We start from the raw sequence: 23,420 nt of genomic DNA on the forward strand, positions 1-23,420 counted from the left end.
GATGTGCCGGGCGGCTTCTAGGGGCGCAGCGCGCCGATGGCCCGGGCGAGTGCGCGGGGGACGTCGTCGACCAGCGTGTGGTGTCCGTCGCGTACGAGATGGCGGCCCGCCACCACGGTGTGGCGGACATCGGCCGCGGAGGCGGCGAATACGGCGGTCTCCGCTGCCAGCCGGGGCACGGGTCCGGCCGTCCTGACGGAGTCGAGGGCGACGGTCACCAGATCGGCCGGGGCGCCCGCCTCCAGAACGCCCGCGCCGGGCCGGCCGAGCGCGGCGTGGCCGTCGGCGGAGGCGGCGCGCAGCAGGGCGGCGGCGGTCCAGTGGCCGCGCCGGCGGGTGCGCAGCCGTTCGTTCAGCTCCATGGCGCGGGCCTCCTCGAAGAGGTCGATCACCGCGTGGCTGTCGCTGCCCAGGGAGAGCGGGGAGCCGGCGTGCTGGAGGGCGGCGGCGGGTCCGATGCCGTCGGCGAGGTCGCGTTCGGTCGTCGGGCACATGCAGGTGCCGGTGGAGGTGGCGCCGATGAGGGCGATGTCCTCGTCGGTGAGGTGGGTGTTGTGGACGCCGGTGGTGCGCGGTCCGAGGACGCCGTGGTCGGCGAGGAGCCGGGTGGGGGTGCGTCCGTGGGCGGCGAGGCAGGCGTCGTTCTCGGCGGTCTGCTCGGAGAGGTGGACGTGCAGGGGGGCCCGCCGTTCCTCGGCCCAGCGGGCGACGGTGGCGAGCTGGGCGGCCGGGACCGCCCGGACGGAGTGGACGGCGGCGCCGATGAGGGCGTGGTCGTCGCCCCTGAGTCCGGCGGCGCGTTCGGCCCAGGCGTCGGCGGTGCCGTCGCTGAAGCGTGCCTGGTGGTGGTCGGGGGCGCGGTGGTCGTCGGGGCCGGTGCCGAATCCGGCGGAGAGGTAGGCGGTGTCGAGGAGGGTGATCCGGATGCCGGCGGCGCGGGCGGCCTCGATCAGGGCCTCGCCCATGGCGTTGGGGTTGTCGTAGGGGGTGCCGCCGGGGCCGTGGTGCAGGTAGTGGAATTCGCCGACGGCGGTGATGCCGGCGAGCGCCATCTCGGCGTACACGGCGCGGGCGAGCGCGTAGTAGCTGTCGGGGTCGAGCCGGGAGGAGACCTGGTACATGGTCTCGCGCCAGGTCCAGAAGGTGCCCGAGCCGACCTGGACGGTGGAGCGCAGGGCACGGTGGAAGGCGTGCGAGTGGGTGTTGGCCAGGCCCGGCAGGGTGAGGCCGCGCAGCGCGGTGGCGCCGGGCGGCGCGGTGTCGACGCCGGTGCGGACGCGGGCGATCCGCCCGTCCGCCACGTCCAGGGCGACGCCCGGCTCGACATGGGTGCCGAGCCAGGCGTGGGAGAGCCAGTACGTCTCGGTGACGGGCGCGCCCGTCGCCTCCGTCGTCAGCGGCACGCGAGACCTTCCAGTACGTCGGCGAGTGCGGTGACCCCGGCGGCGCAGTCGTCCTCGGCGGCGTGTTCGGCCGGTGAGTGCGAGACCCCGGTCGGGTTCCGTACGAACAGCATGGCGGTCGGCACGGAGGCGGACAAAATACCCGCGTCGTGTCCGGCGCCGGTGCCGAGCACGGGGACCGGGCGGCCGGTGCCGCGGGTGGACTTCTCCAGCAGGGTGCCCAGCTCGTCGCGCAGGGCGTGCCGGAACTCGACGACGGGCGTGAACGACTCGCGGACGACGTCGAGGTCGATGCCGGCCCGGTCGGCGTGTTCGCGGGCGGCCCGTTCGACGGCGGCGACGACGGTGTCCAGGGTGTCCTGGTCGGCGGCGCGCGAGTCGAGCCAGCCGCGTACGAGGGAGGGGATGGCGTTGACCCCGTTGGGCTCGACGGCGACCTTGCCGAAGGTGGCGAGGGCGCCGGCGAGTTCGGCCTCGCGGCGGGCGGCGAGGACGGTCTCGGCGTAGGTGAGCATCGGGTCGCGGCGGTCGGTGAGCCGGGTGGTGCCCGCGTGGTTGGCCTCGCCCCGGAAGTCGAACCGCCAGCGTCCGTGCGGCCAGATGGCGGAGGCGATGCCGACCGGGTCGCCGGAGAGGTCCAGGGCGCGGCCCTGCTCGACGTGGAGTTCGACGAAGGCGCCGATCCGGGCGAGCCGTTCGGGGTCGGGGCCGATGGCGTCGGGGTCGTGTCCGGCGGCGGACATGGCCTGCGGGAGGGTGACGCCGTCCGCGTCGCGCAGCCGGTGCGCGGCCTCGGCGGTCAGCTGGCCGGCGGCGAGCCGGGAGCCGACGCAGGCGAGGCCGAAGCGGGCGCCCTCCTCGTCGCCGAAGTTGGTGATGGCCAGCGGTCTGGTGAACGTGGCGCCCCGGCGGCGCAGTTCGTCGAGCGCGGCGAACGAGGAGACGACGCCGAGCGGCCCGTCGAAGGCGCCGCCGTCCGGTACGGAGTCCAGGTGGGAGCCGGTGACGACGGCGTCCCCGGCGAGGGGGTCGCCGAGCCAGGCCCACTGGTTGCCGTTGCGGTCGGTCTCGACGGTCAGCCCGCGTGCCTCGCCCTGTTCGCGGAACCAGGCCCGGCAGTCGGTGTCGGCCCCGGTCCAGGCGTAGCGCCGGTATCCCCCGCTGCCGGCGTGCAGGCCGATGGGGGCCAGTTCGGCCCACATGGTCCGGAAGCCGGAGGGTGCGGGTGTCACGCGTCCTCCCGCATCGGGACGCGCACGCCCTTGTCCTGCGCGACGGAGTCGGCGATGTCGTAGCCCGCGTCCACGTGCCGGATGACGCCCATGCCCGGGTCGTTGGTGAGGACCCGGCGGATCTTCTCGCCGGCCGGCTCCGTGCCGTCCGCGACGGTCACCTGTCCGGCGTGGATGGAGCGGCCCATGCCGACGCCGCCGCCGTGGTGCAGGGAGACCCAGGACGCCCCGGACGCCACGTTGACCATGGCGTTCAGCAGCGGCCAGTCGGCGATCGCGTCGGAGCCGTCGAGCATGGCCTCGGTCTCGCGGTAGGGGGAGGCGACGGAGCCGCAGTCCAGGTGGTCGCGCCCGATCGCCAGCGGGGCCGCCAGCTCGCCGCTCGCCACCATGTCGTTGAAGCGCTCGCCGGCCCGGTCGCGTTCGCCGTAGCCGAGCCAGCAGATGCGGGCGGGCAGGCCCTGGAAGTGGACGCGCTCGCCGGCCATCCTGATCCAGCGGTGCAGGGACTCGTTCTCCGGGAAGAGTTCGAGCAGTGCCTTGTCCGTCTTGTGGATGTCGGACGCCTCACCGGACAGCGCCGCCCAGCGGAACGGGCCCTTGCCCTCGCAGAACAGCGGCCGGATGTAGGCCGGTACGAAGCCGGGGAAGTCGAAGGCGCGCTCGTATCCGGCGAGTTGTGCCTCGCCCCGGATGGAGTTGCCGTAGTCGAAGACCTCCGCGCCGGCGTCCATGAAGCCGACCATGGCCTCGACGTGCCGGGCCATCGACTCGCGGGCCCGAAGGGTGAAGTCGGCGGGCTTCTCGGCGGCGTAGGAGGCCATGTCGTCGAAGTCGACGCCGGCCGGGAGGTAGGAGAGCGGGTCGTGCGCGCTGGTCTGGTCGGTGACGATGTCGATGGGGGCGCCCTCGGCGAGCAGCCGGGGCAGCAGCTCGGCCGCGTTGCCGAGGAGGCCGATGGAGAGCGGGCGGCGGGCGTCGCGGGCCTCGACGGCGAGCTGGAGGGCGTGCTCCGGGGAGTCGGCCTTCACGTCCAGGTAGCGGTGCTCGATGCGGCGTTCGATGGCGCGCGGGTCGCAGTCGATACAGATGGCGACGCCGTCGTTCATGGTCACGGCGAGCGGCTGGGCGCCGCCCATGCCGCCGAGTCCGGCGGTCAGGGTGATGGTGCCGGCCAGGGTACCGCCGAACTTCTTGGCGGCGACGGCGGCGAAGGTCTCGTAGGTGCCCTGGAGGATGCCCTGGGTGCCGATGTAGATCCAGGAACCGGCGGTCATCTGGCCGTACATGGTGAGTCCGAGCGCCTCCAGGCGGCGGAACTCCTCCCAGTTCGCCCAGTCGCCGACCAGGTTGGAGTTGGCGATCAGCACACGGGGCGCCCACTCGTGGGTCTGCATGACGCCGACCGGGCGGCCGGACTGGACGAGCATCGTTTCGTCCTGCTTGAGCGTGCGCAGCGTACGGACCATCGCGTCGAAGGAGCGCCAGTCGCGGGCCGCCTTGCCGGTGCCGCCGTAGACGACGAGCTTGTCGGGGTGCTCGGCGACCTCGGGGTCGAGGTTGTTCTGGAGCATCCGCAGGGCGGCTTCCTGCTGCCAGCCCAGGGCACTCAGTTCCGTACCGCGCGGCGCCCGTACGGGGCGGGGTCCTGACATGGCGGATGCCTCCTCGCGACTGCGACGGTCGTGCCGTCGTGCCGTCCGTACCGACTGTGAATTTTCTATTCACATCTTGGGCGGATGAATACCTCCAGTCAACAGGCCCGGCCGCAGACCCCTTGGAGCCGATCCGTCCGTTTCGCGACGGCGCATTCTCCGGCAACCGCCCGCATGTACCGATGGAAAATGCCAGAACCCCCACCCGGAGCGAGCACGATGCGTAACCTCTGGGTCACAGCCGAACACCGTGTCGGAGGGGAATCCGCGTGCCCGGAATCGACGAGTGCCTGCTCGACGTCATGAGACTGCCCGGTGCCAGGGGCGCCGCGGTCGTCGACTGGACCAGCGGTCTCGCCCTCGGCACCATCGGCGAATCGCCCAACGGCGACCACGAGGCGACCGCCGCCGAGACGGCCGAGGTCGCCCGGATGGCGGCCGAACAGCCCGCGTTCGCCGAGGGGTTACCCGAGGCCGGGAGCGCTCCCCCGGTCGAGGACGTCCTCGTCACCACGCGCACCGGCTACCACGTCCTGCGCTTCGTGGCGACGGAGTTCGACAGCAGCGTCTTCCTCCACCTCTGGCTCGACCGCGCGGAGGGCAATCTGGCGCTGGCCCGGATACGCCTGGGCGAGATCGCCGAACGGCTGGTCCTCGCATGACCGCCGCCCTCGCGGACGACACCGCCACCGTCCTCTCCCCCATGCTCCAGCGCCTCGCCGCCGAACGCGCCACCGGCGCCCTGATTCGGGACCGGGGCACGCTGTACCTCGCGGACGGCGAGGTCGTCCACGCCGAGAGCCCGGCGACCCCCGGCATCGACGTCCTGCTCACCCGCAGCGGCGCGCTGCGCCACGAGGGCTGGTGGGACGCGGTCGCCGAGGCGGGGGCCGGGCAGCGGGTCGGGCGGTATCTCGTGGACAGCGGCCGGGTGCCGGGCGGCGCGCTGGAGCTGTGCCATCTGGGCGCCCTGTACGACGCCGCCTTCTTCGCCCTCGCCCCGACCAGGACCCCGGCGCGCTTCCGCTACGGCGTGGCGCACTGGATCGGCCCGGTGCGCCCGGTCCCGGTGGACGCCGTGCAGCGCGAGACGCTGCGGCGCCGGGAACTGCTGGACCGGATCTGGCCGGACCCGGCCGTGGACACGGCCCCGCTGCGCCGGACGGGCCGCCCGGCCGACGCGCCCGTGCCGGTGGGCCGGCGCCGCGTCCTGGAGTGCGTGGACGGAGCGCGTACGGCCACCGGCATCGCACAGGAGCTGGGCAGGTCCGCGTTCCACATCCTGGTGGACCTGCGGCGCCTCACGGCCGCCGGACTGGTCGAACCGGTCCCGGAGCGGGCGCCGGAGGCGAGCCGGATCGCGCTGCCCGAGGTCACGGCCGACCCCGACGTCGCCCTGCTGCGCCGGCTCCGAGACGCATTGGAGGCCCTGTGATACGCGCGCTCAGAACGCGTGCCGGAAGGAGACAGCTGATGGTGTCCGAGGCCGAAACGCAGGACGTCCTGGCCGAGCTCCAGCGGTTACGGGCCCGGGTTCCGCTTCTCTCCGGCGCGCTGGCGGCCAGCACGGACGGCCTGGTCCTGGCCCATGACACGCCGGGGGTGGAGGCCGAGGGCGTCGCCGCGCTGACCGCCGCCGCGCTCGGCGTCGCCGTCCGGATGACCGCGGCCACCGGCCGCGACGGCTTCCGGGAACTGCTCGTACGCGGCGAGTCCGGCTACATCGCGACGTACGCGGCCGGCTCGCAGGCCGTCCTCACCCTGCTGGCCGAGGACCGGATCAACGTCGGCCGGCTCCATCTGGAGGGCCGCCGGGCCGGCTCCCGGATCGGCGAACTCGTCGACCGGGCCCTCGCGCGGGCCCCGCGGCCCGCCCCCGCGCCCCACCCCCCGCAGCAGCCGGGCACCCTCCCGCACCGCCCGGTCTGAGCCACGCCCGCGCACCGGCCGGGCGTCCCCGACACCACCCCACCACGCAACGGAACCGGCCGCAGTCGGCCGGTCAGAGAAAGGGAGCACCACTCATGGCGAACACCGAAGCGTCACTGAAGGAAGCGATGTCGTCCATCGAGGGCACCACCGGTGTCGCCCTCGTCGACTTCACGAGCGGCATGGCGCTGGGCACCCTCGGCGGCGGCAAGGACTTCAACCTGGAGGTCGCGGCCGCCGGCAACACCGATGTCGTACGCGCCAAGCTCCGCACGATGGAGCACCTCGGCATCCAGGACGAGATCGAGGACATCCTGATCACGCTGGGCAGCCAGTACCACCTGATCCGGCTGCTCAAGTCCCGCGGCAACACCGGCCTGTTCCTCTACCTCGTGCTGGACTCCGGGCGCGCCAACCTGGCCATGGCCCGCCACCAGCTGAAGAAGATCGAGGCGGACCTGGAGGTCTGAGGCGACCGGGTACGGGCCGCGCGCGGGGCCCGTACCCACTCACTCCACGAACAGGCCCCGCGCCACCGCGATGGGTGGCCATGACACTCAACTCCCGTCCTGACCACGGACGTTGCAGGATGATGCAACACCCTTGACCCCCTCGTGACCCGGTGACATGGTGAGGGCCGCGCGAGCGAGGAGAGTGGCACACGAAGCCTCTGTACGGGAGAGCGGGGGCAACGACGGACGCCCCCTCCGCGGACTGGCCGGGCCGGGTGACCACCCTCGAACGCCGATCCGTTCCGCTCCCTGCTGCTCCACGCCGGGCCCCGTTGCCCCCGGACACCCGCTTCTCCGACCTGTCCGGCGCGTGACAGGAACCATTGTTCTCAGTACTGCCCGGTACCTGACCCAAGTCCGGGCTAGGGGGGATCGGGGCATGCTCTTCAGGATTCTGGGACCGGTGCAGGTGGGCCCTCGGGCCGAGGCCTGCTCAAGCGTCCGGCGCGCGCTGCTCACCGCGCTGCTGCTGCGGCGGGGACGGCCGCTGGCCACCGCCGACCTCATGGAGATCCTCTGGGACGAGCCGCCCGGTTCGGCCACCGCCAACATCCGCAGCCATCTGACCGGGCTGCGCCGCGACCTCGACCGCGCGGTGCCGGGCCTCAGCGACCGGCTGCACACCTACCGGGGGCCCGCCGGCGGCTACGTGCTGCGCGCCGAGGCGCACGAGGTGGACCTGGCCGCCTTCACCGGGCACGCGCAGCGCGGCCGGCAGCTGCTGCTGCGGGGCGAGCCGCACGCGGCGGTGACCGAGCTGGAGGCCGGGACGGCGCTGTGGCGGGGGCCGTTCGGCCACGCGCTGCCGCCCACCCGCTGGTTCGGCGCGCACGCCGCCGGGCTGGACTGCGCCCGGCTCGACGCCCACCAGGACCTCTTCACCGCCTGTGTGCTGGCCGGGCACACGGAGCTGCTGGCCTACCGCATCGAGAGCGTCATCGCCGAGGCCCCCTACCGGCAGCGGCTGTGGACGCTGCTGGCGGCGACGCACTGCGTCACCGGTGACGCGGCCGGGGCGCTGGCCGCCGTCGAGCGGTGCGCGTCGGTCTTCGCGGAGGATCTCGGGCTGGCGCTGCCGCCCGAGGTCGAGGCGGTGCGGACGGCGGCCCTGGCCTGGGACCGGGAGGCCGCCCTGCGGCTCGTGGCCGCGTACCCGGCACGTACGTCCGCCCGCCCTGCGGAGAATCTCACCGCGAACCGTGTCCCGTCACCGCAGGCCGCCGTCCCCTGACTCCGCGTCGGGCGTGACGCCCCGCAGCATCCGCAGCAGATCGTCGGCCGCCGCCTTGGGACCGTGCGTCAGGGCCACGCCCGTGGCGTTCAGCACCACCTCGTCCACCCCGGCGGCCGCGAACTCACCGAGCGCGCCGTGGATCTCCTCGGCGCTCCCGTACAGGAAGACCCCGGCGTCGACCAGGGCCCGCGCGTCCTCGTCCGCCGCGCCCCGGACCTCGACCCCGGCGCGGCGCAGCGTGTCCCGGTAGTGCGGCAGCTGGATGTGGGACCCGCAGGCCGCCGACGCGAGGGCGACCGGGTCGCGGCCGGGGCCCGCGAGGGCGAAGGGCACGATGGCGCTCACCCTTAGCGGGGCGGCGAGTTCGCGATCGGCGCCGCGCATCGCCGGGAGCAGGGTGTCCGCGAGGTACCGGGCGCCGGCCATCCAGGTGACGGCCGCGTCGGCGGCCTCGCCCGCCGCGACCGCCATCCGCTCGCGCAGCACCCCGAGGCCGACCGCGACCGGCGGCGCCAGGGCCGGGATGAGGGCCGCCGAGACGGTGAAGTGCTCGCCCTCCGCCTCCGCGGTGCGGCCCGCGACCAGGTCCCGGACGATCCGGACGTACTCCTTGGCGGCACCGATCTGGCTCGGGTAGGGACGCCCGAGCAGGCCCCGCTGGAGCGACACCGCGCCGGGGCCGAACCCGGCAACCGCCGGGCGTCCGGTGGTGATCGCCACCGAACGCGCCTCGACGGCGGCGTGGTACGGCGAGCGGAACGGCATCAGTGAGACGCCGAAGCCGATGGGCACCCGGATGCCGAGCCCGGCCAGCCAGCTGACCAGGTGCTGCGACTCCAGCACCATGCCCTGCCCCAGCCAGAGCCGGTCGGCCGCCGTCCACTGCACCAGATTGGCGAAGGGGACCACCTGCTCGGGCCGGGTGGGGCCGATGGGCAGCAGCAAGGAGTACTTCATCACCGTTCCTTTCCGCGGCCGGACCCGCGCCGCGTCACCGGGGTCGTACCCGCGCGGGTACGGCCGCTCACCGGGCGGGGGCCGGCACGACCGCGTCCGCCGGGACGCGCAGGGCGACGGGCACCGGTACGTCCGGCCCGTCCTCCAGCGCCGCCGCGAGCAGCAGATCCGTGTCGCCGACCCCGGCCCAGCCGAACATGTAGCCGAGCAGGGAGGTCCGTCCGGGTGCGCCGAGATGGAAGCCGTGCCGGACGGCGGTGGCGATGGCCCGCTCCTGGAGGTCCACCGCCCGTTCCAGGAGCGCCGGTTCGCCGAGCAGCCCGGCGGCGGCGACGAGCGACTGGACGGCGCCGCTGGTGCCGTGGCACACGGACAGGTCGACCGGCCCGTCGGGCACCGCCGTCGCCCGGTCCACGAGGGCGGCGAGCGTGCCGCCGGCCAGCCGTTCGGGCCGGCCGGCCGCGACCAGGATCTCCGCCGAGGCCAGCAGCAGTCCGGCGGCGCCCTTGCACCATCCGGCGAACTCGGGGCGGTCACCGGTGCGCAGCCGTTCCTCCAGCCAGTCGGCGGACGCGGCGCCCAGTGCCGGGTCGTCCAGCACCCTGCCGGTGCGGGCGGCGGCCCAGCGCAGGCCCAGTTCGCCGTGGGCCAGGTCGTACCAGGGCGCCGCGAGGGAGGCGGTCCGGGAGCGGACGAGGCGGGCCAGGTCCCTGGTCCCCCGCGGTTCCCGTCCGGCCGCGGTCCGCGACAGCAGCACCATCAGGGTGCCGGCGGGCCCGTTGGCCAGGTCCGCCTCCAGGGTGCCGGCCTGTGCCGCCTCCGTGATGCGGGCCAGTACCCGCGCCGTCCAGTCGGGGTCGTCCCGGTCCGGGCGGGTCAGGGCCAGCGAGGCCCCGCCGGTGAAGATGCCCTCCGGGACCTGGAGCAGGATGTCGCCGTACTCCGCGAGCAGGGCGTCCAGGCCGCGTTCGGCGGCGCGTCCGGCGGGGCCGAGGGCGGGGTCCCGCAGGGCGGCGTTGCGCAGGAAGGCGACGATGCCGCCGGCGTCGTGGAAGGAGATGAAGTTGCCCGGCGTGAGGGTCGGCGCGTTGCGGCCCGGGCCGATGCCGGAGACCCAGCCGGTTTCGGGGCCGTCCGGGCCGTCGTGGCGGACGGCGACCGCGTCCACCGTGCGGGCGATGGCGGGCCACCACCGGCCCGGCCGGGCGCCCCGGCAGGCGTCGGCGAAGACGCTGTGCGGCGAGAGCCCGCCGGGCCGGTCGGCGCAGAGTTCGCCGAAGCACTCCTCCAGGAGGAAGTGGTGGTAGGCGTCGCTCCGGCGGCCGTTGACGGCGAGGCCGCGGCGGGCGAAGTCCAGCGGGGACGACGTGTAGACGGCCGGCATGGTCCGGTCGGCGGCGGCCAGTGCGGTGGAGTCCGCGCGGGTGACGAAGTAGGGGACGTTGCCGGTGTCCAGGGCGGCCCGTTCCCCGTCGCCGACGAACCGCGCCGCCGCGGGGCCCAGGTACTCGGGGTAGCTGCCGAGGAGCCGCAGGAGCCGGTCGGCCTCCTCGGGCCGGACGAGGTAGTCGGGGTGGGTGGCCGCGTCCAGGAACCGGGAGTAGATCATGGTGGAGCGGATGAGGCAGCGCACCGGCATGTCCCGGTGGGCGTCGAGCACGGCCCCGAGCCCGTCGCCGCGCACCGACCCGAGTGCGTCCCGGTATCCGGCGAGGAGGGCGGGGAAGTGGTCCACGGGGGACAGCGCGTCCGCGCCGAGCCTGGGCACGTTGTCGCGGTGCCGGTAGACGAGGTTCTCCCAGCGGACGTGGAGGTTGTCGGTCCCGGTGTCCTGGAGGGCGGGCCGCCGCAGCCGTGACGCCTGGTCGCCCTCGACCCCCACGCCTGCCACGATCATGTCCATGGCTCCGTTGGGGTCGACCATCGGGATGAGCACCGTGGAGGCCACGGACAGCTTCAGATGGTCGACCAGCGTCTTCGGCAGGGAGGCCGGGACCTCGCCGGGGTCCGGCCGCAGCACGGTCTCCGTGTCGATCAGGCACGGGTGCTCGCCGGCCGCCAGCAGGTTCTCGTCGTGCAGGTCGGAGGCCCCGATCGCGCCGAGGAGCGCGCACAGCGCCCCGAACCGGTAGAAGTAGCGCTCGGGCTGGTCCGCGCCGTCCATCGCGGACGGGACCACGTACCGCTGCCAGCCGTGCTCCCCCGCCGTGACGGAGGACGGCACGCAGTCGGCCAGCGAGTGCCGCAGCCGGGGCTCCGCCGCGGCGAACAGGTCGCGGACGAACGCGTCGGCGCCCAGCGGCCGGGGCTTGAACACGAGCCGCGTCCCGTCGGTGAGGTGGACGCGCACCACCTGGCGGTTGTCGTTGTGCAGGTCGGAGCCGGTGCCGGAGATGTCCGCGACGCCGGTCCCGTCGCCGGACAGCAGGCCGGCCTCCCGCAGGGCCGCGCGGTCGGCGTCGAAGGCGGCGAAGACCTCGGCGTGGGCGTCCAGCCCGTTGGCGACGACGGTGCGCAGCCGGTCCCGCAGGACGGGGTGCCGGTCGGTGATGTCCCGGCAGACGGCCGGGTCCTCCAGACGGAGCCGGAAGCGCCGCAGCGCGGTGTCGGTGCCGGTGGACGCCGGCAGCCCGGCCTCCTCGCGGAAGGCGTGGAACTCCTTGATCAGCGTCCGGAAGGCGTGCGTCTCGACAGCGCGGACGAGTCCGGCACGCACTTGGAGCAGCAGCGGCTCCGCCCGTCCGGGCCCGGCCGCCCGGACGAGCGCCGGGCCGACGCGGTCGGCGACGGTGTCCTCGGGGACCAGGTGCGCGTAGAAGGGCTGGAACGCCTCGATGGCCGGGGGGTTGTGGGTCATGACCGCTCTCCAGGGACGAGGGTGGGGTCCTCGGTGCGCTCCGCGTACAGCTCGGCGTAGAGGGACCCCCGGTTCAGCAGTTCGTGGTGGGTGCCCTGTTCGACCACCTGGCCGCGGTCGAGGACATGGATGCGGTCGGCGGAGCGGATGGTCGCCAGCCGGTGGGCGATGATGACCTGGGTGGCGCCCAGATGCTCGATGATCCCGTTGACCCGGCGCTCGTTGACGGTGTCCAGGGAGGCCGTGGCCTCGTCCATGACCAGCAGCTTCGGCTTCTGCAGCAGGGCCCGCACGATGGCCAGCCGCTGGCGCTGGCCGCCGGAGAAGTTGGCGCCCATCTCGGAGACCAGGGTGTGCAGTCCCATGGGCAGGTCGTCGAGGAAGTCGAGGATGCCGACCTCGGCGCAGTACTCCCGTACCCGCTCCAGCGGCAGGTCCTGGCCGAGTGTCAGGTTCTCCAGGACGGTGCGGTTGTGCAGGTGCACTTCCTGCGGGATGTAGCCGATGGTGCGGCGCAGGGCGTCCCGGTCGTACTGGGCCGCGGGGTGCCCGCCGAACCGCACGGTGCCCGAACACGGCTCGTACAGGCCGCAGATGAGCCGCCCCAGGGTGCTCTTCCCGGACCCGGACGGCCCGACCAGGGCGATGCGTGAGCCGGGCTCGATGGCCAGTGAGACCCCGCGCAGTACGGGTTCGCTGTGCCGGGTGTAGCGGAAGACGACGTCGTCCAGCACGATCGAGGTGTCGGGGAGCCGGGTGCGGCTGCCGCCGCGCGGCTCGGGCGCGGCCTCGGCGATGTCGTTGAGCCGGGCCATGTAGCGGGACGCCTCGGTGAACTCGGTGTACGTCTGGAACACCGAGGTCGCCAGGGCGAAGTAGGTGCCGGACACCGTCTGTACGGCGATGGCGGCGCCGAGCGAGATCCGGCCGTGGCTGACGAAGTAGAGGCTCGCCAGCAGCACCACGATGGGCCCGAACATCTGGGTGGTCGTGGTGACACCCGCGATGCGGCCCTGCTGGAGTCGCATCCGGGTGCGCATGGCCTCCAGGGAGGCGTCGTAGGTGGTGCTCCACCGGTCCACGAACTCCTTCGCGTAACCGCCCATCTTGATCGAGGAGATGGACACGATGGCGTCCAGCTGGGCGGACTGGCTCTTGGAGAGGTGGGAGATCTCGGTCTCCGCCGACTCCAGCACCCGTATCCGGGTCATCGCCAGGTAGGAGGCGTTCAGCAGGAGCAGCACCGTGGCGACGGCGCCGAGCCGCCATTCCGTGACGTACAGGTAGACGGTGACGCAGAGCAGGGTGCCGATGTCCAGGACGCCCTGGGCGATCCGGGAGGACAGCAGGTCGCGGATGGAGTTGACGCTGTTGAGCCGGAACAGCAGTTCGCCGGGCTGGCGCACGGTGAAGAACCGGTACGGCAGGGCGAGCAGCCGGCTGAAGGTGTGGGTCATCAGGTGCCGCCCCATCAGGGTGACCACCGAGGAGAGCATCAGCACCCTGATGAGATGGATCGCGAAGAAGCCGGCGGCGACGGCGACGACGGCGGCCATGACCGGGGCGAGATCGACGGGGCGGTGCCAGTCGCCCGCCCGGTCGACGGCCCATTCGGTCAGCAGCGGGATGCCGAGCACGGCGCCGTAGCCGCTGAGGGAGAGCAGGGCGACCAGGGCGATGCGCCGGGGCGCCCCCTCCGCGAAGAGCGGCACGGAACGCCAGTCCGCGAACGGCCGGGCGCGTTTGCGCTCGAACTCCGGTCCCGGCTCCGCGCTGATGGCGATGGAGCTGAACCCGTCCTCCAGTTCCTGGCGGCTGATCCGGCGGCGTCCCACCGCGGGGTCCATCACGACGGCGGTCCGGCCGTCGAACCGCTCCAGCACCAGGAAGTGCTGGTCCTCCCAGAAGAGGATCACCGGGGAGGTGAACTTCTCCAGGGCGCCGATCCCGCGTACCCGGTACGACCTGACGCGCATGCCGCGTTCGGTCAGGAACCGGACGAGGTCCCTGCCCGACAGGCCGTCCCGTCCGGCGTCGAGCGCGTCCCGCGCCTCGGTCATGTCCTCCGCCCGCCCGTGGTGGCGCAGTACGGCCACGCAGCAGCACAGGCCGCACTCGGTCTGGGTGACCTGGGTGACGGTCGGCACCCGTCGTCCGCTCATCGCCGGTCCTCCAGGGTGAGTGTCACGGGCGAGAGCCGTACGGCCGGGTCGAGCCGGCCCACCAGGTGGACCACGATGCCGGCGGTGCCGACCATGAGGCTGCTGGTGTGCGCGTAGCGGCTGGTGCTGTCGTCGATCTTGCGGGTGAAGGCGTCGGGGTGCAGCCACCGCTCCTCGACGTCGGCGAGAGAGGCCCGCAGGTCCGGCCCACCGGCCCCGGCCCCGCCCCCGGTCCCGCCCTCGGCATCCGCCTCCGCCTCCGCTTCCGCGAGGGCGCGCAGGGCGTCGTGGTTGCCCAGGTCCCCGTGGCACCACGTGAGGTTGCGTCCGAAGCCGTGGGCGACCAGGTTGCGGGCCGCTCGGTCCCGCAGCGGCCCGCAGCCCTCGTGGCCGGGGCGCTCGCCGAAGCGCGCGCCGAAGGTGTCGGCGCAGGCGGCGAGGGCCAGGGCGATGCCGGTGGCGCCGTGGCACCAGCCGGTGGAGAAGGTGCGCTCGCCCGCCGTGTTGGAGAACCAGTTGTCCGCGGCCGGGTCGTGGAAGTGCCGCAGCCGCTCCAGCAGCGCCGCCGCCGTCTCCTCCGCCGACGACGCCTCGTCGCCGGAGAGGGCGGGGCGCGTCCGGCACAGGGCGTGCAGGGCGCCGCTGATGCCGTGGGCGAAGCCCGACTGGGCGAACAGCGGATCGGCGGTGCGGGCCGGGTCCCGCAGGAGGCGGGTGAGCAGCCCGGTCAGCTCTGCCAGCGCCGCCGGGGCGAGCGGGCCGCCGACCGCGGTGACGCAGGGGATCACTCCGGCGAGCCCGCCGATGACGTCCAGCGGCAGCCGGCCGGCGGGGGTCGCCCGTATCTGGTCCATGACCAGGGGCAGGGCGCCCTGGGCCGCCGTCACCCAGTCCTTCTCGTCCAGCAGCCGCCCCGCGGAGGCCAGGGCGAACAGCACCCCGGCCATGCCGGTGTATCCGGCGAAGCCGGCCTGCTGAACGCTGCGGGTCTCGTAGCCGCGGGTGGCGAGGATCTCGGCGGTGGTGGAGAAGATCTGGGCGGGCAGTTCCCGGTACGCCCCGTCGCCGAGCAGCCGGGCCGCCGAGGCCAGAGCCAGGGCCGGGCCGGTGCGTCCGGTGTACAGGTCGTAGCCGAGGACACCGGGCGGCCAGGGCCGGTTGGCGTCGGCGGAGGCGATGGGTCCGATCCAGGTGCGGGGCAGATGGGCGAACTGGTCGGGCAGGGACGTCTCGACGAGCCGGTCGGACAGCCGGCGGACCAGCGCGGTCATCTCCTCGCGCCGCCGCGCGGCGTCCGGTGCCGGGCCGCCGGCGGGCGCGGTGCCCGCGGCGCTGAGGTGGTTGTCGGGGAAGCGGGAGGAGAACGCGGAGTGGATGAGCCGCAGTTGCTCGCGCAGGTCGGGTTCCGAGAGCCGGTCCGCCTTGTCCAGGGCCTGCTGGAGGGGCGAGCTGTCGAAGGACGAGCCGACGGGTGTGCCGGAGCCGTCGCACAGCTCGGTGCCCTCCGCCGCCACCGTGAAGTAGGGCACGTCCCGCTCCGCGAGCTGGCGTATCTCCGAGCGGATCAGCGGCTGGTCGCCGGACTTGCTGGCGATGGCGACGCGCTTGAGCAGCGCCAGATAGGGGCCGGTGCCGTCGAGCGCGGCGGGCCCGGAGGTCATCCGCAGCGTCTGTCCGTACAGGGCCGTCGGGTTGTGCACGTAGCGCACCCGTACGCCGGAGGCGGTGCGGCGCAGCAGGCCGGTCCAGCCCTCCCGGTCGGCGAGGACGGCGCGGTAGAGCCGGGTGAAGCCCTCGGCCATGCACCGCCCCAGCTCGCGGACCCGTTCCTCGGTGACCGCGCCGGCGACGGTCCGGCGCTCGGCCGCGGCGGACGACCGCAGCACCAGGCTGATCCGGTCGGTGTACGGGTTCTCGAAGCGCAGGCTCTTGAACGGGGTCGCGCCGCGCCCCTGGCCGCCGAGGAAGCCGAGGTCGATGTGGCCGGCGTCGGGGCCCTTGCCGGGCATGACGAGCGGGAGGATGCCGATGCCGTAGACGGACCCGCCGATGGCTGCGTAGGCGTTGCCGGGGGCCTCCGGGACGGGGCCGTGGTGCATCCGCTCGGGATGCAGGAGGGTCTCCAGATCGATGGGGACGGGGCCGCGGCGGGTGGGCAGGATGTTCTCGAAGTGCATGTCGCGGGCGTTCAGCAGGTAGAACAGAGCGGCCAGTTCGCCGCTCTCGCGCAGGAACGCCGCGGAGATGTCGGCGACTTCCTCGGCCTCCACGTACTCGACGTAGCCGTATCCGTCGCGCTGGAGCACCCGCGCCGCGCTCAGCCGGGTGCCGTAGCGGGCGTTGAGTTCGGGGGCGAGGCGCGCGTAGGCGGCCTCGCAGGAGATGTCCCTCGGCTTGTGGACGACGCGGAGCCCGGAGCGGAAGGTCAGCACGCCCACGCTGCGGCCGTGGTGGTGGGTGTCTCCTTCGGCGCCCCCGAGGGAGACCAGCCGGTCGGCGGGGTCCAGGCCGAGGACGCGGGCGAGGTCGGCCCGGTCGGCCGCGAGCCGCCGCAGCACCTCCGCCACGGCGTTCCGCTCGTTGCGGACGAGGAGGGGGACGAGACCGCGCAGCACGGGGAAGGCCAGCCCGCCCGCCTCCTCGAACGAGGAGTCGACGGCCTGCCGCACGAAGGAGAGGTAGCGCTCCTGCGGCGTGTCGCCGGTGAGTACGCCGCGTTCGCGGGCCCGGTTCACTGCGGCCACCAGCGGCCGGGTGCAGACCTCGCGCAGCCGGGTCTCGGTACGGGTGAGCACCTCGCGCAGAAGGGCTCGGGGGTCGTGGAGCAGGTCCTCGTGTCCGGCGAGCGGGTCGGTGGCGGCCACTCGGGCGGCCAGGGACCGTACGACGCGCTGGAAGGGGTACTCCTCGGCCTCGTCGATCCAGTCCCCGGTGCCCTCCGGCGCGGTGCCGCCGTCGGCGCGTACGGACCTCAGCTCGCCGGAGCCGTCTCCGAGCATCGCCAGGATGGGGCCGTCGAAGCGCGCGAGGGGCGTGATGCTCTCCGCGATCTCGGCGCCGTCGAGTTCCGGGTAGTAGTCGGCCGGAGATGTCACGTTCGGGTTCTCCTGGAGCACTGGCGGGAGGGACGGGAAGCAGGAAGGAGAAGGGAGGGGGAGGGGAGCGGGGATCGATGAGCCGGAACGGAACCGGCGATGCGGCACCGTTCCGGCCCGCAGGGCCGCCGGACAGCACGGCCCGGCGTGTCACCGTCCGGGACGGCTGACCCCCATCAGCACTGGCTGGTGCACTTGGTGGTCGGGCAGGCCGCGGCCGACACCAGGGTGACCGTGGCTATGCACCACGGACCCGACAGCACACCGCCGTGGGACTCCGACTCGCTCAGCTCCACGAGCTCCAGCTCGTCGTAGCCGCCGAGAAGGTCGTCGTTGTTCTCCCGCATGATGTGTTCCTTCCCGAAGGTGTCAGTTGCAGTTCGGCTGGCACTCGACGGTGAGGGTGCACCAGCCACCCTTGTTCCCCAGGTAGTCGGAGAGGGAGAAGGTGTTGGTGCTGCACGCCATCCGCGCGCCGACCGCGTCGAACTCCTGCTCCTGGATCTCCTCCAGCAGGGAAATGTCGCCCTCGTACATGAGGACCCCCTTTCGTGTTTCGTTCGGGCTCCGGCCGGACCGTCCGGACCTCACAGCCCGTCCCGCATCCTGGGACGCCACTGTTGCCCGCCCGCATCTCCTCCGCGTGTCCTTCGCATGTTCTCCGCATGTGCGGTGCATAGGGCGGGCATAGGGGGCATACCGGGTGGACGGTACGGTCGGTGAGGGCCTGCCGGGCGGCCGGCGGTGCGGTGCGGTGCGGTGGGTGGTGGCGCGGGTGGACTCAGCCGCGCGACGCCCACCCCGCTCCGTCTACTCCACGAAGAGACCCCGTGCCGCCGCGCCCGCGTCGAACTCCTCCAGGCGCGCCTGGGCGTCGGGGAGGCTGTCGCACATGGCCTCCAGGAGGACCCGGCCCAGCAGCATCGGCGCACAGGCGGTGTCGAAGGCGAGGCCGGTCCCCACGGCGGCCGGAATGAGCAGGTCGCTGTGGCCGGCCACCGGGGCGAACCCTGAATCGGCCACCGACACCACGGTGAGCCCCAGGCCGCGCGCGTACGCCAGGGCGTCCACGACCTCGCGGGGGTGGCGGGGCAGCGCGAAGCAGATCAGCGCGCTGGCCCCGGCCCGCCGGGCCGCGTCGATCCGGTCGCGCAGCATGCTGCCGCCCTCGTCGAGCACCCGCACGTCCGGGTGCACCTTGGCGGCGAAGTAGCCGAACCCGCGCGCCTGCGAGGAGGCCGCGCGCAGCCCGAGCACGGGCAGCGGCCGGGACGCGGCGAGCAGCCGCCCGGCCCGCTCGACGGGGGCCGGGTCGGCGAGGAGTTCGGCCAGCCGGCGCAGGTTCTCGATCTCGCCGAGCACCGCCTGCTGGTACTCGTTGCAGGTCTCGGCCGCCTCGCCCGCCTCCGCCCCGGCGGGCACCATCTCGCGCAGCCGCCTGCGGAGCGCGGGATAGCCGTCGAAGCCGAGCGCCACCGCGAACCGGGTGACGGAGGGCTGGCTGACCCCGGCCAGCTCGGCCAGCTCGACGCTGGACAGGAAGGGGGCGTCCCCGGCCCGGCGCACCATCGAGTGCGCGATGCGCCGCTGCGTCGGCGTGAGCCGGCGCCCCTCGAACAGCTCCTGCAACCGCGCCGCCGGGCTGCTCCCGCTCATCCTGTCTCCCAGGGCGTGTACCTGCGCCGACCCCCGGCGCCCGACCCATTCAGCCAGCCTGGTCACTGAATGTCCATATGCAGCCGGGAGGGCCGCCCACCCGGTCGTACGGCCGTCCGGGACCCGCCGCCCCCTTCACCGGCCGGTCACCATCAGCAACGGAAACTTTCGAGCCAATCCGGACGGGCGCCGAAAAACGTAAACGCGCACGCCACCAGCGACTATGACGCCTCACCCGGCCGAACAAGGCTTGATACCTTCGATGCGCTCAGCAGGCCCCCCTACCGAAAGCACTTGGCTTGTGATTGCCTTCAGGCAAGATCACGCTACGGGAGGCCTCTGTTGACTTTCTCGTCAGGTGGACACGACAGCGCCCGACGGCGGCGCCTCGCAATCGCATTCCCCAGAGCCGCAAGATACTGACGAGTTCACACTCTGTCCGTTTTGCCCGAGGGGCTCGAATTAATCGCTCCCCGGCGGAAAAGCGACCCACCCCCCACCCCCCTCCACACAATTCCCGCATTCGCTGATTCCGATATCCAGTCCCACCCAAAGGCAACCCGCCGGAAGACACCGGCGGGCGTCTTCGCGTGCCCGAAAAAGGAATCCCGAATAGCAGAAGCGGAATACTGGAAACCCGTTGACAGACCGATCGAGAACTTGTTCAGATTGCCTCGCCCATTCGATTCCCTTGTCGCTCGACAGGGGACGAAGTAGGAGGATCAAATGTCTGAAGCAATGGTTTCCGCGGTTGACGAGACTGCGTTTGCCGACCTCGTCAGCAAGATCCAGGACGCCGAGACGTCGATGACGGACGAGCAGCGCGCCATCATCGACCCGGCGTCCGGCGAGAAGGCGCTGGAGGAGCTCGCCGGCGTCAGCCCGGAGGAGCTGCAGGCCTTCCTCGAGGAGAAGGCGGGCATCTCGCCCGACGAGGAGGCGCAGGGAAGCGTGATGGCGGCCGCCGCCACCGTGGCCTTCCACTGCTGATCTGAATCGTCTTCATCATGATCACTAGCGCTTCGCACGACCCGTCCGACGCCGCGTTGCCCGGGGTCGGACAGGTGGGCAGCAACACGCCTTCGCCTTGGTTCGAAGCGCTGCCGAACGAGTCCGGGCCTGAATTGGCCCGGGCTCGTTCCCGGCTCGCTTCGCTCGGCATCGAACGAGGTCCCATTGAACGAATCCAGACCTTCGCGGCACGCAACAGTGTGGCGATGCTGCATTTCTCGGACGGCACGGCGCTCGTCCTGAAGCAGGCGGACCCCGCCACGGCGAAGGCCGTCGGAACCGCAACGGGGAACGAGGAAACCATGCTGGGGCTGATGCCTGAAGCAGGAATTCCGGATTTCGCCAGGGCCGCCATTCCCCGGCTCGTCGGAGTCGACCCGGGCACCGGCACCGTCATCATGGAAGGAAAGACCGGCTTCACTTCGATGCGGGAGATAGCCAAGGAATCGCTGGACATACCGGTTCCGGTACTGGCCGCGCTCGCATCGGTGACGGCCGGAATACATGCGACGCCCGTCGGCCACATCATCGAGAATGAGAAGTACGCCTCTCAACGCATCGCGTTCCCCTTCGCGTCGTTCGTCACTCTGACTCCGAGCGAGCTCGCGAGCGGGCCTGGAATGGATTATTCCGACTATGCGGCCGCCATGCAGTCGGTGGACGAGAGCGTGGCGCGGCTACGGGATGCCTGGGGTCCGAAGGGTCTGATGCACTTCGACCTCCGGGAAGACAACATCCTCTTCAAGAATCCCGGCGGTGAGCGCCCCGAGGTCGCGCTGATCGACTGGGAACTGGCCGGCTTCGGCGACCAGATGCTGGATGTGGGCACGATCGTCGGCCAGCTGCTGATCCAGTGGCTGCACACGCTGCGGGGCAGTGTCGGCAGCCTGGCTTCCTCCGACGCGTGGGCCACCGCCCGGCGCAACGTCGGCCTGTTCCTCGCCGCGTACGGACACAGTGCTCCGTTCGACCCGGATCAGCGCGAGACGGCCTTCCGGTATGCCGGCCTGTCCCTCTTGATGTACGCGGCCGGGCGGCTGGAGCAGATCGGCTCGCTGGGCCGGATCGGTCATCTGTGCCTCTTCGTTGGCTGCAAGCTGCTGAACAATCCGCAGGGCCTGGCCAAGCTCCTCGTGCCCGGTGCCCGGAAGGCGGGGGGATGAACCAGTACGAGGCGACGTTCTCCGCCATCGCGGAGGACGTGGAAGTCCTGAACGAGTCGGCCTTCCACCATCGGGAGTGGGGTGAACTCAGCCCGGCCCCCGGCGTCGAGCCCGACCCCCGCGAGCTCCCGGTTCTCGCTCACCTGTCCCGGTTCCTGTACCTGAGCTACTACGCCGGTGACACGCGTGCCGCCCGCTGGCTGATCGACGGCGCGCCGGTGGTGCTGGGCACGCGCAGGCGCGAGGACCCGGCGGTGGCGAGCCTGCTGGCCGACGCCAACCGGGGCACCGGCTACTGGGACGCCGGCTGGCAGCCGGTCGGGGAAGCCTCCGAGGCCGTCCGCCGGGTGCGCAAGGGCGGTCTCACCCTGACCGTCACCGAGCGGGAAGTCATGCCGCCGGTCGCCCCGGCGGGTCACCACGTGAGCGTGCGGTTCCCGCCGGACCGCCCCTACCGGTACCCCGGCTGGTATCTCGCCATCGGGGACGAGGGGATGCCGCGCCACGGCGAACGCCCCGTCGTCCGGCTCTACTACACGCCCCGCGATCCCGCGGCCGCCGCCGGTCTGCTGCGGGCGCTCACGGGCCGGCTGTGCACCGCGCGCATCCCGTACCAGCTGAAGGCGGCCAACCACCCGGAGGGCTACGAGCGACGGGACGCGCTGGTCCTCTACCTGTACCGGGACGACTGGCTCCGCTGCGAACGGGACCTGACGGAAATCCACCGTGAGCACGTCCACGAGCTGCGGGACACCGGGCCCTGCCTCGCGCTGGAACTGGGCAGGGGCTGGTGGCTGGCCGACGAGCCCGAGCAGCGCCAGGGCCGGCTCATGAGCTTCGGACAGCACCGCTGCCTGCTCGTGGCCGAGGGGCTGCTCGCGGCCTGGCGGGACGGCCGCACCACCGCGACGGACCGGCTCCACGCGATCAAGGAGCGGTACCGCGAAGAGGGTCTCGACCCGGCAAGGCCCTACCTCAACGCGCAAGGGAGCACCGCGTCATGACTCAAGCCGCTTCCCGGTCCGAGGTCACGGTGCGCTCGCTTCCCGGACCGTTCGTCACCCGAGTCTGTATCCGGGTCGAGGGAGGCTACCGCTGGGGGGAGAGCGTCCGGGCCGGCGCGGCCGCCTATCTCGACGCCGCCGCCCTCCGGCATCTCTCGGCGGCGGTCGCGAAGAGCCCGGCAGCCCGGTACGCGCGGATTCCCGCGCTGGCGGACGCCCGTACCGCGGTCTACCCGGTGGTGGCCACTCCCGGCCTCGTCAGCGACGCCGTCTTCGGCACCGGCCCCACCGCCACGCGGCCGGTCGTGGAACGGGCATTCGCTGAGCTGGGCTCCTTCCTCGCACACCTGCACGCCATTCCCGTCGAGAGCGTGGCCGAATTGCGGCTCAGGAGCCGGCCGGCCTGGCTGGAGGCGGCGCCGGATGCCGCCGAGGGCGTACGAGCCGCCCGCGACCGACTCCCCGAGACCGCGGCTCCCATGATCTTCCGGCTGGCCGGAACGGACGTGTTCCGCCCGGCGGCCACGCCCGTCCTGGCCCTGACCCACGGCCGGCTGTCGACCGGCTCGTGCGTCCCCGGACCGGTGCCGGGCGTGCTCGGCTGGCGGGAGGCCGGACTCGCCGACCCCATGACCGACCTCGCCTTCCTCCTGCGCGACCTGGTGCAGGCCGCCGCCGCCATGGGCGACGAGGAACGCCAGGCGGAACGCGCCGGGCTCACCGTCGGTGGCTACGAAACGACCAGAGGCATTCCCTTGACCAGTAACGAACGCCTGCGGATCGCCGGGCACCTGGCGTCCTCCGTGCTCGACCATGTCGCCCTGCGCGCCTGGTCGGCGTCCGACCCCCAGGGCGCGACCGCCCTGCTCCGGCGGGCCGAACAGGCCCTGCCCGGCGTCCTCTCCGCCGTCGGAGCCGGTGAGGAGGTGACCGGCCGATGAGCGCATCCGCCGCGAGTCCGCAGCAGGCCCTGGCCGAGGTGCGGCTCCTGTGGGGCGTGTGCGGCTCCTTCTCCGCCGTGACGGTCCCCCATGTGAACGCCTGGCTGCGCGGCACCGTCGGCGTCCAGGAGATCCGTACCGTCATGACCGCCCAGGCCCGCGACCTCATGGGCCCGCGCATGATCGAGGCCGTCACCGGTCACCCACCCGTGACCGACTGGGAGGACCACAAGGGCGGCGGCGCCGCCCACGTCGCGCTGGGCAGTTGGGCGGACGTACTCGTGGTGCTGCCGGCCACCGCGAACTTCCTGGCGAAGGCCGCCCAGGGCATCGCGGACGACGTGCTGACGGCCACGCTGCTCGCCACCCGGTGCCCCGTGATCATCGCCCCGGTCATGAACGAGGCCATGTGGTCCAAGCCGGCCGTGCGCCGCAACGTCGAACAGCTCCGCGCGGACGGCTACGAGATCGTCGAGCCCAAGGAGGGGATCTCCCTCACCGAAGGACGCCGGGAAGCCGGCTCGCTCGGCGACTTCCAGCCCGCCATCTCCGCAGCCCTGGTCAAGGCCGCTGCCCGCCCCTCCCACCCACGAGGACAGTGATCACCAG

Annotated in this window: 20 protein-coding genes; 10 read left to right on the forward strand and 10 right to left on the reverse strand. The window is 72.9% G+C overall.

What is annotated here, in order from left to right; translation table 11 throughout:
- Nucleotides 1–17: 17 nt before the first annotated feature.
- The 3 genes from OG710_RS10460 to hutU are packed head-to-tail and all read right to left on the reverse strand — an operon-like array spanning nt 18 to nt 4,290.
- On the reverse strand, nt 18–1,403 hold the full coding sequence (locus OG710_RS10460; RefSeq protein ID WP_330239077.1) for a formimidoylglutamate deiminase: 1,386 nt from the start codon (nt 1,401–1,403) through the stop codon (nt 18–20).
- Complete coding sequence (locus OG710_RS10465) at nt 1,394–2,605, reverse strand: allantoate amidohydrolase (protein WP_330242209.1); 1,212 nt, start codon at nt 2,603–2,605, stop codon at nt 1,394–1,396. The genes OG710_RS10460 and OG710_RS10465 overlap by 10 nt, the downstream gene beginning before the upstream one ends.
- A 26-nt stretch (nt 2,606–2,631) precedes the next feature.
- Nucleotides 2,632–4,290 carry a urocanate hydratase gene (gene hutU, locus OG710_RS10470; RefSeq protein WP_330239078.1) on the reverse strand — a complete coding sequence of 553 codons (1,659 nt, stop codon included), beginning with the start codon at nt 4,288–4,290 and terminating at the stop codon, nt 2,632–2,634.
- Nucleotides 4,291–4,559: 269 nt separating this feature from the next.
- Here hutU and OG710_RS10475 point away from each other — a divergent pair, with 269 nt between their 5' ends.
- From OG710_RS10475 to OG710_RS10495, 5 genes are all read left to right on the forward strand, one after another.
- Nucleotides 4,560–4,952 (forward strand): hypothetical protein, encoded by a 393-nt coding sequence (locus OG710_RS10475; protein WP_111330859.1) that lies wholly within the window; start codon nt 4,560–4,562, stop codon nt 4,950–4,952.
- Nucleotides 4,949–5,725, forward strand: coding sequence for a transcriptional regulator (locus OG710_RS10480; protein ID WP_330239079.1), 777 nt, complete (start codon nt 4,949–4,951; stop codon nt 5,723–5,725). The genes OG710_RS10475 and OG710_RS10480 overlap by 4 nt, the downstream gene beginning before the upstream one ends.
- Nucleotides 5,726–5,763: 38 nt before the next feature.
- On the forward strand, nt 5,764–6,219 hold the full coding sequence (locus OG710_RS10485) for a roadblock/LC7 domain-containing protein (RefSeq protein ID WP_330239080.1): 456 nt from the start codon (nt 5,764–5,766) through the stop codon (nt 6,217–6,219).
- Nucleotides 6,220–6,314: 95 nt separating this feature from the next.
- A complete protein-coding gene (locus OG710_RS10490; protein WP_330239081.1) occupies nt 6,315–6,689 on the forward strand; it encodes a hypothetical protein in 375 nt (124 codons plus the stop codon).
- 421 nt (nt 6,690–7,110) lie between these two features.
- Complete coding sequence (locus OG710_RS10495) at nt 7,111–7,962, forward strand: AfsR/SARP family transcriptional regulator (protein ID WP_330239082.1); 852 nt, start codon at nt 7,111–7,113, stop codon at nt 7,960–7,962.
- On the opposite strand, the gene OG710_RS10500 is transcribed toward OG710_RS10495, so the two are convergent.
- From OG710_RS10500 to OG710_RS10530, 7 genes are all read right to left on the reverse strand, one after another.
- Nucleotides 7,939–8,922, reverse strand: a complete 984-nt coding sequence (locus OG710_RS10500) for an LLM class flavin-dependent oxidoreductase (protein ID WP_330239083.1) — start codon at nt 8,920–8,922, stop codon at nt 7,939–7,941. The two genes, OG710_RS10495 and OG710_RS10500, sit on opposite strands and share 24 nt — an antisense overlap.
- A 67-nt stretch (nt 8,923–8,989) precedes the next feature.
- Nucleotides 8,990–11,779, reverse strand: a complete 2,790-nt coding sequence (locus OG710_RS10505; RefSeq protein ID WP_330239084.1) for a DUF4135 domain-containing protein — start codon at nt 11,777–11,779, stop codon at nt 8,990–8,992.
- A complete protein-coding gene (locus tag OG710_RS10510) occupies nt 11,776–13,941 on the reverse strand; it encodes a peptidase domain-containing ABC transporter (RefSeq protein ID WP_330239085.1) in 2,166 nt (721 codons plus the stop codon). The genes OG710_RS10505 and OG710_RS10510 overlap by 4 nt, the downstream gene beginning before the upstream one ends.
- Nucleotides 13,938–17,036: a type 2 lanthipeptide synthetase LanM gene (lanM, locus tag OG710_RS10515; protein ID WP_330239086.1), complete on the reverse strand. Its 3,099-nt coding sequence runs from the start codon at nt 17,034–17,036 to the stop codon at nt 13,938–13,940. Before lanM ends, OG710_RS10510 begins: the two co-directional genes overlap by 4 nt.
- Before the next feature lie 176 nt (nt 17,037–17,212).
- Nucleotides 17,213–17,383 carry a class II lanthipeptide, LchA2/BrtA2 family gene (locus tag OG710_RS10520; RefSeq protein ID WP_330239087.1) on the reverse strand — a complete coding sequence of 57 codons (171 nt, stop codon included), beginning with the start codon at nt 17,381–17,383 and terminating at the stop codon, nt 17,213–17,215.
- A gap of 22 nt (nt 17,384–17,405) precedes the next feature.
- Nucleotides 17,406–17,573: a plantaricin C family lantibiotic gene (locus tag OG710_RS10525; protein ID WP_111330805.1), complete on the reverse strand. Its 168-nt coding sequence runs from the start codon at nt 17,571–17,573 to the stop codon at nt 17,406–17,408.
- Between the two features lie 273 nt (nt 17,574–17,846).
- Entirely contained in the window at nt 17,847–18,692 is an 846-nt protein-coding gene (locus OG710_RS10530; protein ID WP_330239088.1) for a MurR/RpiR family transcriptional regulator, read from the reverse strand.
- Nucleotides 18,693–19,418: 726 nt separating this feature from the next.
- On the opposite strand from OG710_RS10530, the gene tvaA reads away from it, so the two are divergent.
- The 5 genes from tvaA to OG710_RS10555 are packed head-to-tail and all read left to right on the forward strand — an operon-like array spanning nt 19,419 to nt 23,413.
- Nucleotides 19,419–19,682, forward strand: coding sequence for a thioviridamide family RiPP peptide (gene tvaA / locus OG710_RS10535; RefSeq protein ID WP_330239089.1), 264 nt, complete (start codon nt 19,419–19,421; stop codon nt 19,680–19,682).
- 17 nt (nt 19,683–19,699) lie between these two features.
- Nucleotides 19,700–20,866 carry an aminoglycoside phosphotransferase family protein gene (locus tag OG710_RS10540; protein ID WP_330239090.1) on the forward strand — a complete coding sequence of 389 codons (1,167 nt, stop codon included), beginning with the start codon at nt 19,700–19,702 and terminating at the stop codon, nt 20,864–20,866.
- Complete coding sequence (locus OG710_RS10545; RefSeq protein WP_330239091.1) at nt 20,863–21,870, forward strand: T3SS effector HopA1 family protein; 1,008 nt, start codon at nt 20,863–20,865, stop codon at nt 21,868–21,870. Before OG710_RS10540 ends, OG710_RS10545 begins: the two co-directional genes overlap by 4 nt.
- Entirely contained in the window at nt 21,867–22,811 is a 945-nt protein-coding gene (locus OG710_RS10550) for a phosphotransferase (RefSeq protein ID WP_330239092.1), read from the forward strand. The genes OG710_RS10545 and OG710_RS10550 overlap by 4 nt, the downstream gene beginning before the upstream one ends.
- Nucleotides 22,808–23,413, forward strand: coding sequence for a flavoprotein (locus OG710_RS10555; protein ID WP_330239093.1), 606 nt, complete (start codon nt 22,808–22,810; stop codon nt 23,411–23,413). The genes OG710_RS10550 and OG710_RS10555 overlap by 4 nt, the downstream gene beginning before the upstream one ends.
- Nucleotides 23,414–23,420: the final 7 nt, after the last annotated feature.

The sequence above is a fragment of the Streptomyces sp. NBC_00525 genome, from assembly GCF_036346595.1.
In the GTDB taxonomy this organism is placed as follows: Bacteria; Actinomycetota; Actinomycetes; order Streptomycetales; family Streptomycetaceae; genus Streptomyces.

Excerpts from the sequence above, each read along its gene's own strand:
- OG710_RS10505 (WP_330239084.1), bottom strand. The coding sequence starts at position 11,779 with ATGACCCACAACCCCCCGGCCATCGAGGCGTTCCAGCCCTTCTACGCG.
- OG710_RS10545 (WP_330239091.1), top strand. The coding sequence starts at position 20,863 with ATGAACCAGTACGAGGCGACGTTCTCCGCCATCGCGGAGGACGTGGAA.
- OG710_RS10510 (WP_330239085.1), bottom strand. The coding sequence starts at position 13,941 with ATGAGCGGACGACGGGTGCCGACCGTCACCCAGGTCACCCAGACCGAG.
- OG710_RS10525 (WP_111330805.1), bottom strand. The coding sequence starts at position 17,573 with ATGTACGAGGGCGACATTTCCCTGCTGGAGGAGATCCAGGAGCAGGAG.
- OG710_RS10540 (WP_330239090.1), top strand. The coding sequence starts at position 19,700 with ATGATCACTAGCGCTTCGCACGACCCGTCCGACGCCGCGTTGCCCGGG.
- OG710_RS10485 (WP_330239080.1), top strand. The coding sequence starts at position 5,764 with ATGGTGTCCGAGGCCGAAACGCAGGACGTCCTGGCCGAGCTCCAGCGG.
- OG710_RS10550 (WP_330239092.1), top strand. The coding sequence starts at position 21,867 with ATGACTCAAGCCGCTTCCCGGTCCGAGGTCACGGTGCGCTCGCTTCCC.
- OG710_RS10520 (WP_330239087.1), bottom strand. The coding sequence starts at position 17,383 with ATGCGGGAGAACAACGACGACCTTCTCGGCGGCTACGACGAGCTGGAG.
- OG710_RS10555 (WP_330239093.1), top strand. The coding sequence starts at position 22,808 with ATGAGCGCATCCGCCGCGAGTCCGCAGCAGGCCCTGGCCGAGGTGCGG.
- OG710_RS10490 (WP_330239081.1), top strand. The coding sequence starts at position 6,315 with ATGGCGAACACCGAAGCGTCACTGAAGGAAGCGATGTCGTCCATCGAG.
- hutU (WP_330239078.1), bottom strand. The coding sequence starts at position 4,290 with ATGTCAGGACCCCGCCCCGTACGGGCGCCGCGCGGTACGGAACTGAGT.
- OG710_RS10465 (WP_330242209.1), bottom strand. The coding sequence starts at position 2,605 with ATGTGGGCCGAACTGGCCCCCATCGGCCTGCACGCCGGCAGCGGGGGA.
- OG710_RS10495 (WP_330239082.1), top strand. The coding sequence starts at position 7,111 with ATGCTCTTCAGGATTCTGGGACCGGTGCAGGTGGGCCCTCGGGCCGAG.
- OG710_RS10480 (WP_330239079.1), top strand. The coding sequence starts at position 4,949 with ATGACCGCCGCCCTCGCGGACGACACCGCCACCGTCCTCTCCCCCATG.
- OG710_RS10530 (WP_330239088.1), bottom strand. The coding sequence starts at position 18,692 with ATGAGCGGGAGCAGCCCGGCGGCGCGGTTGCAGGAGCTGTTCGAGGGG.
- OG710_RS10500 (WP_330239083.1), bottom strand. The coding sequence starts at position 8,922 with ATGAAGTACTCCTTGCTGCTGCCCATCGGCCCCACCCGGCCCGAGCAG.
- tvaA (WP_330239089.1), top strand. The coding sequence starts at position 19,419 with ATGTCTGAAGCAATGGTTTCCGCGGTTGACGAGACTGCGTTTGCCGAC.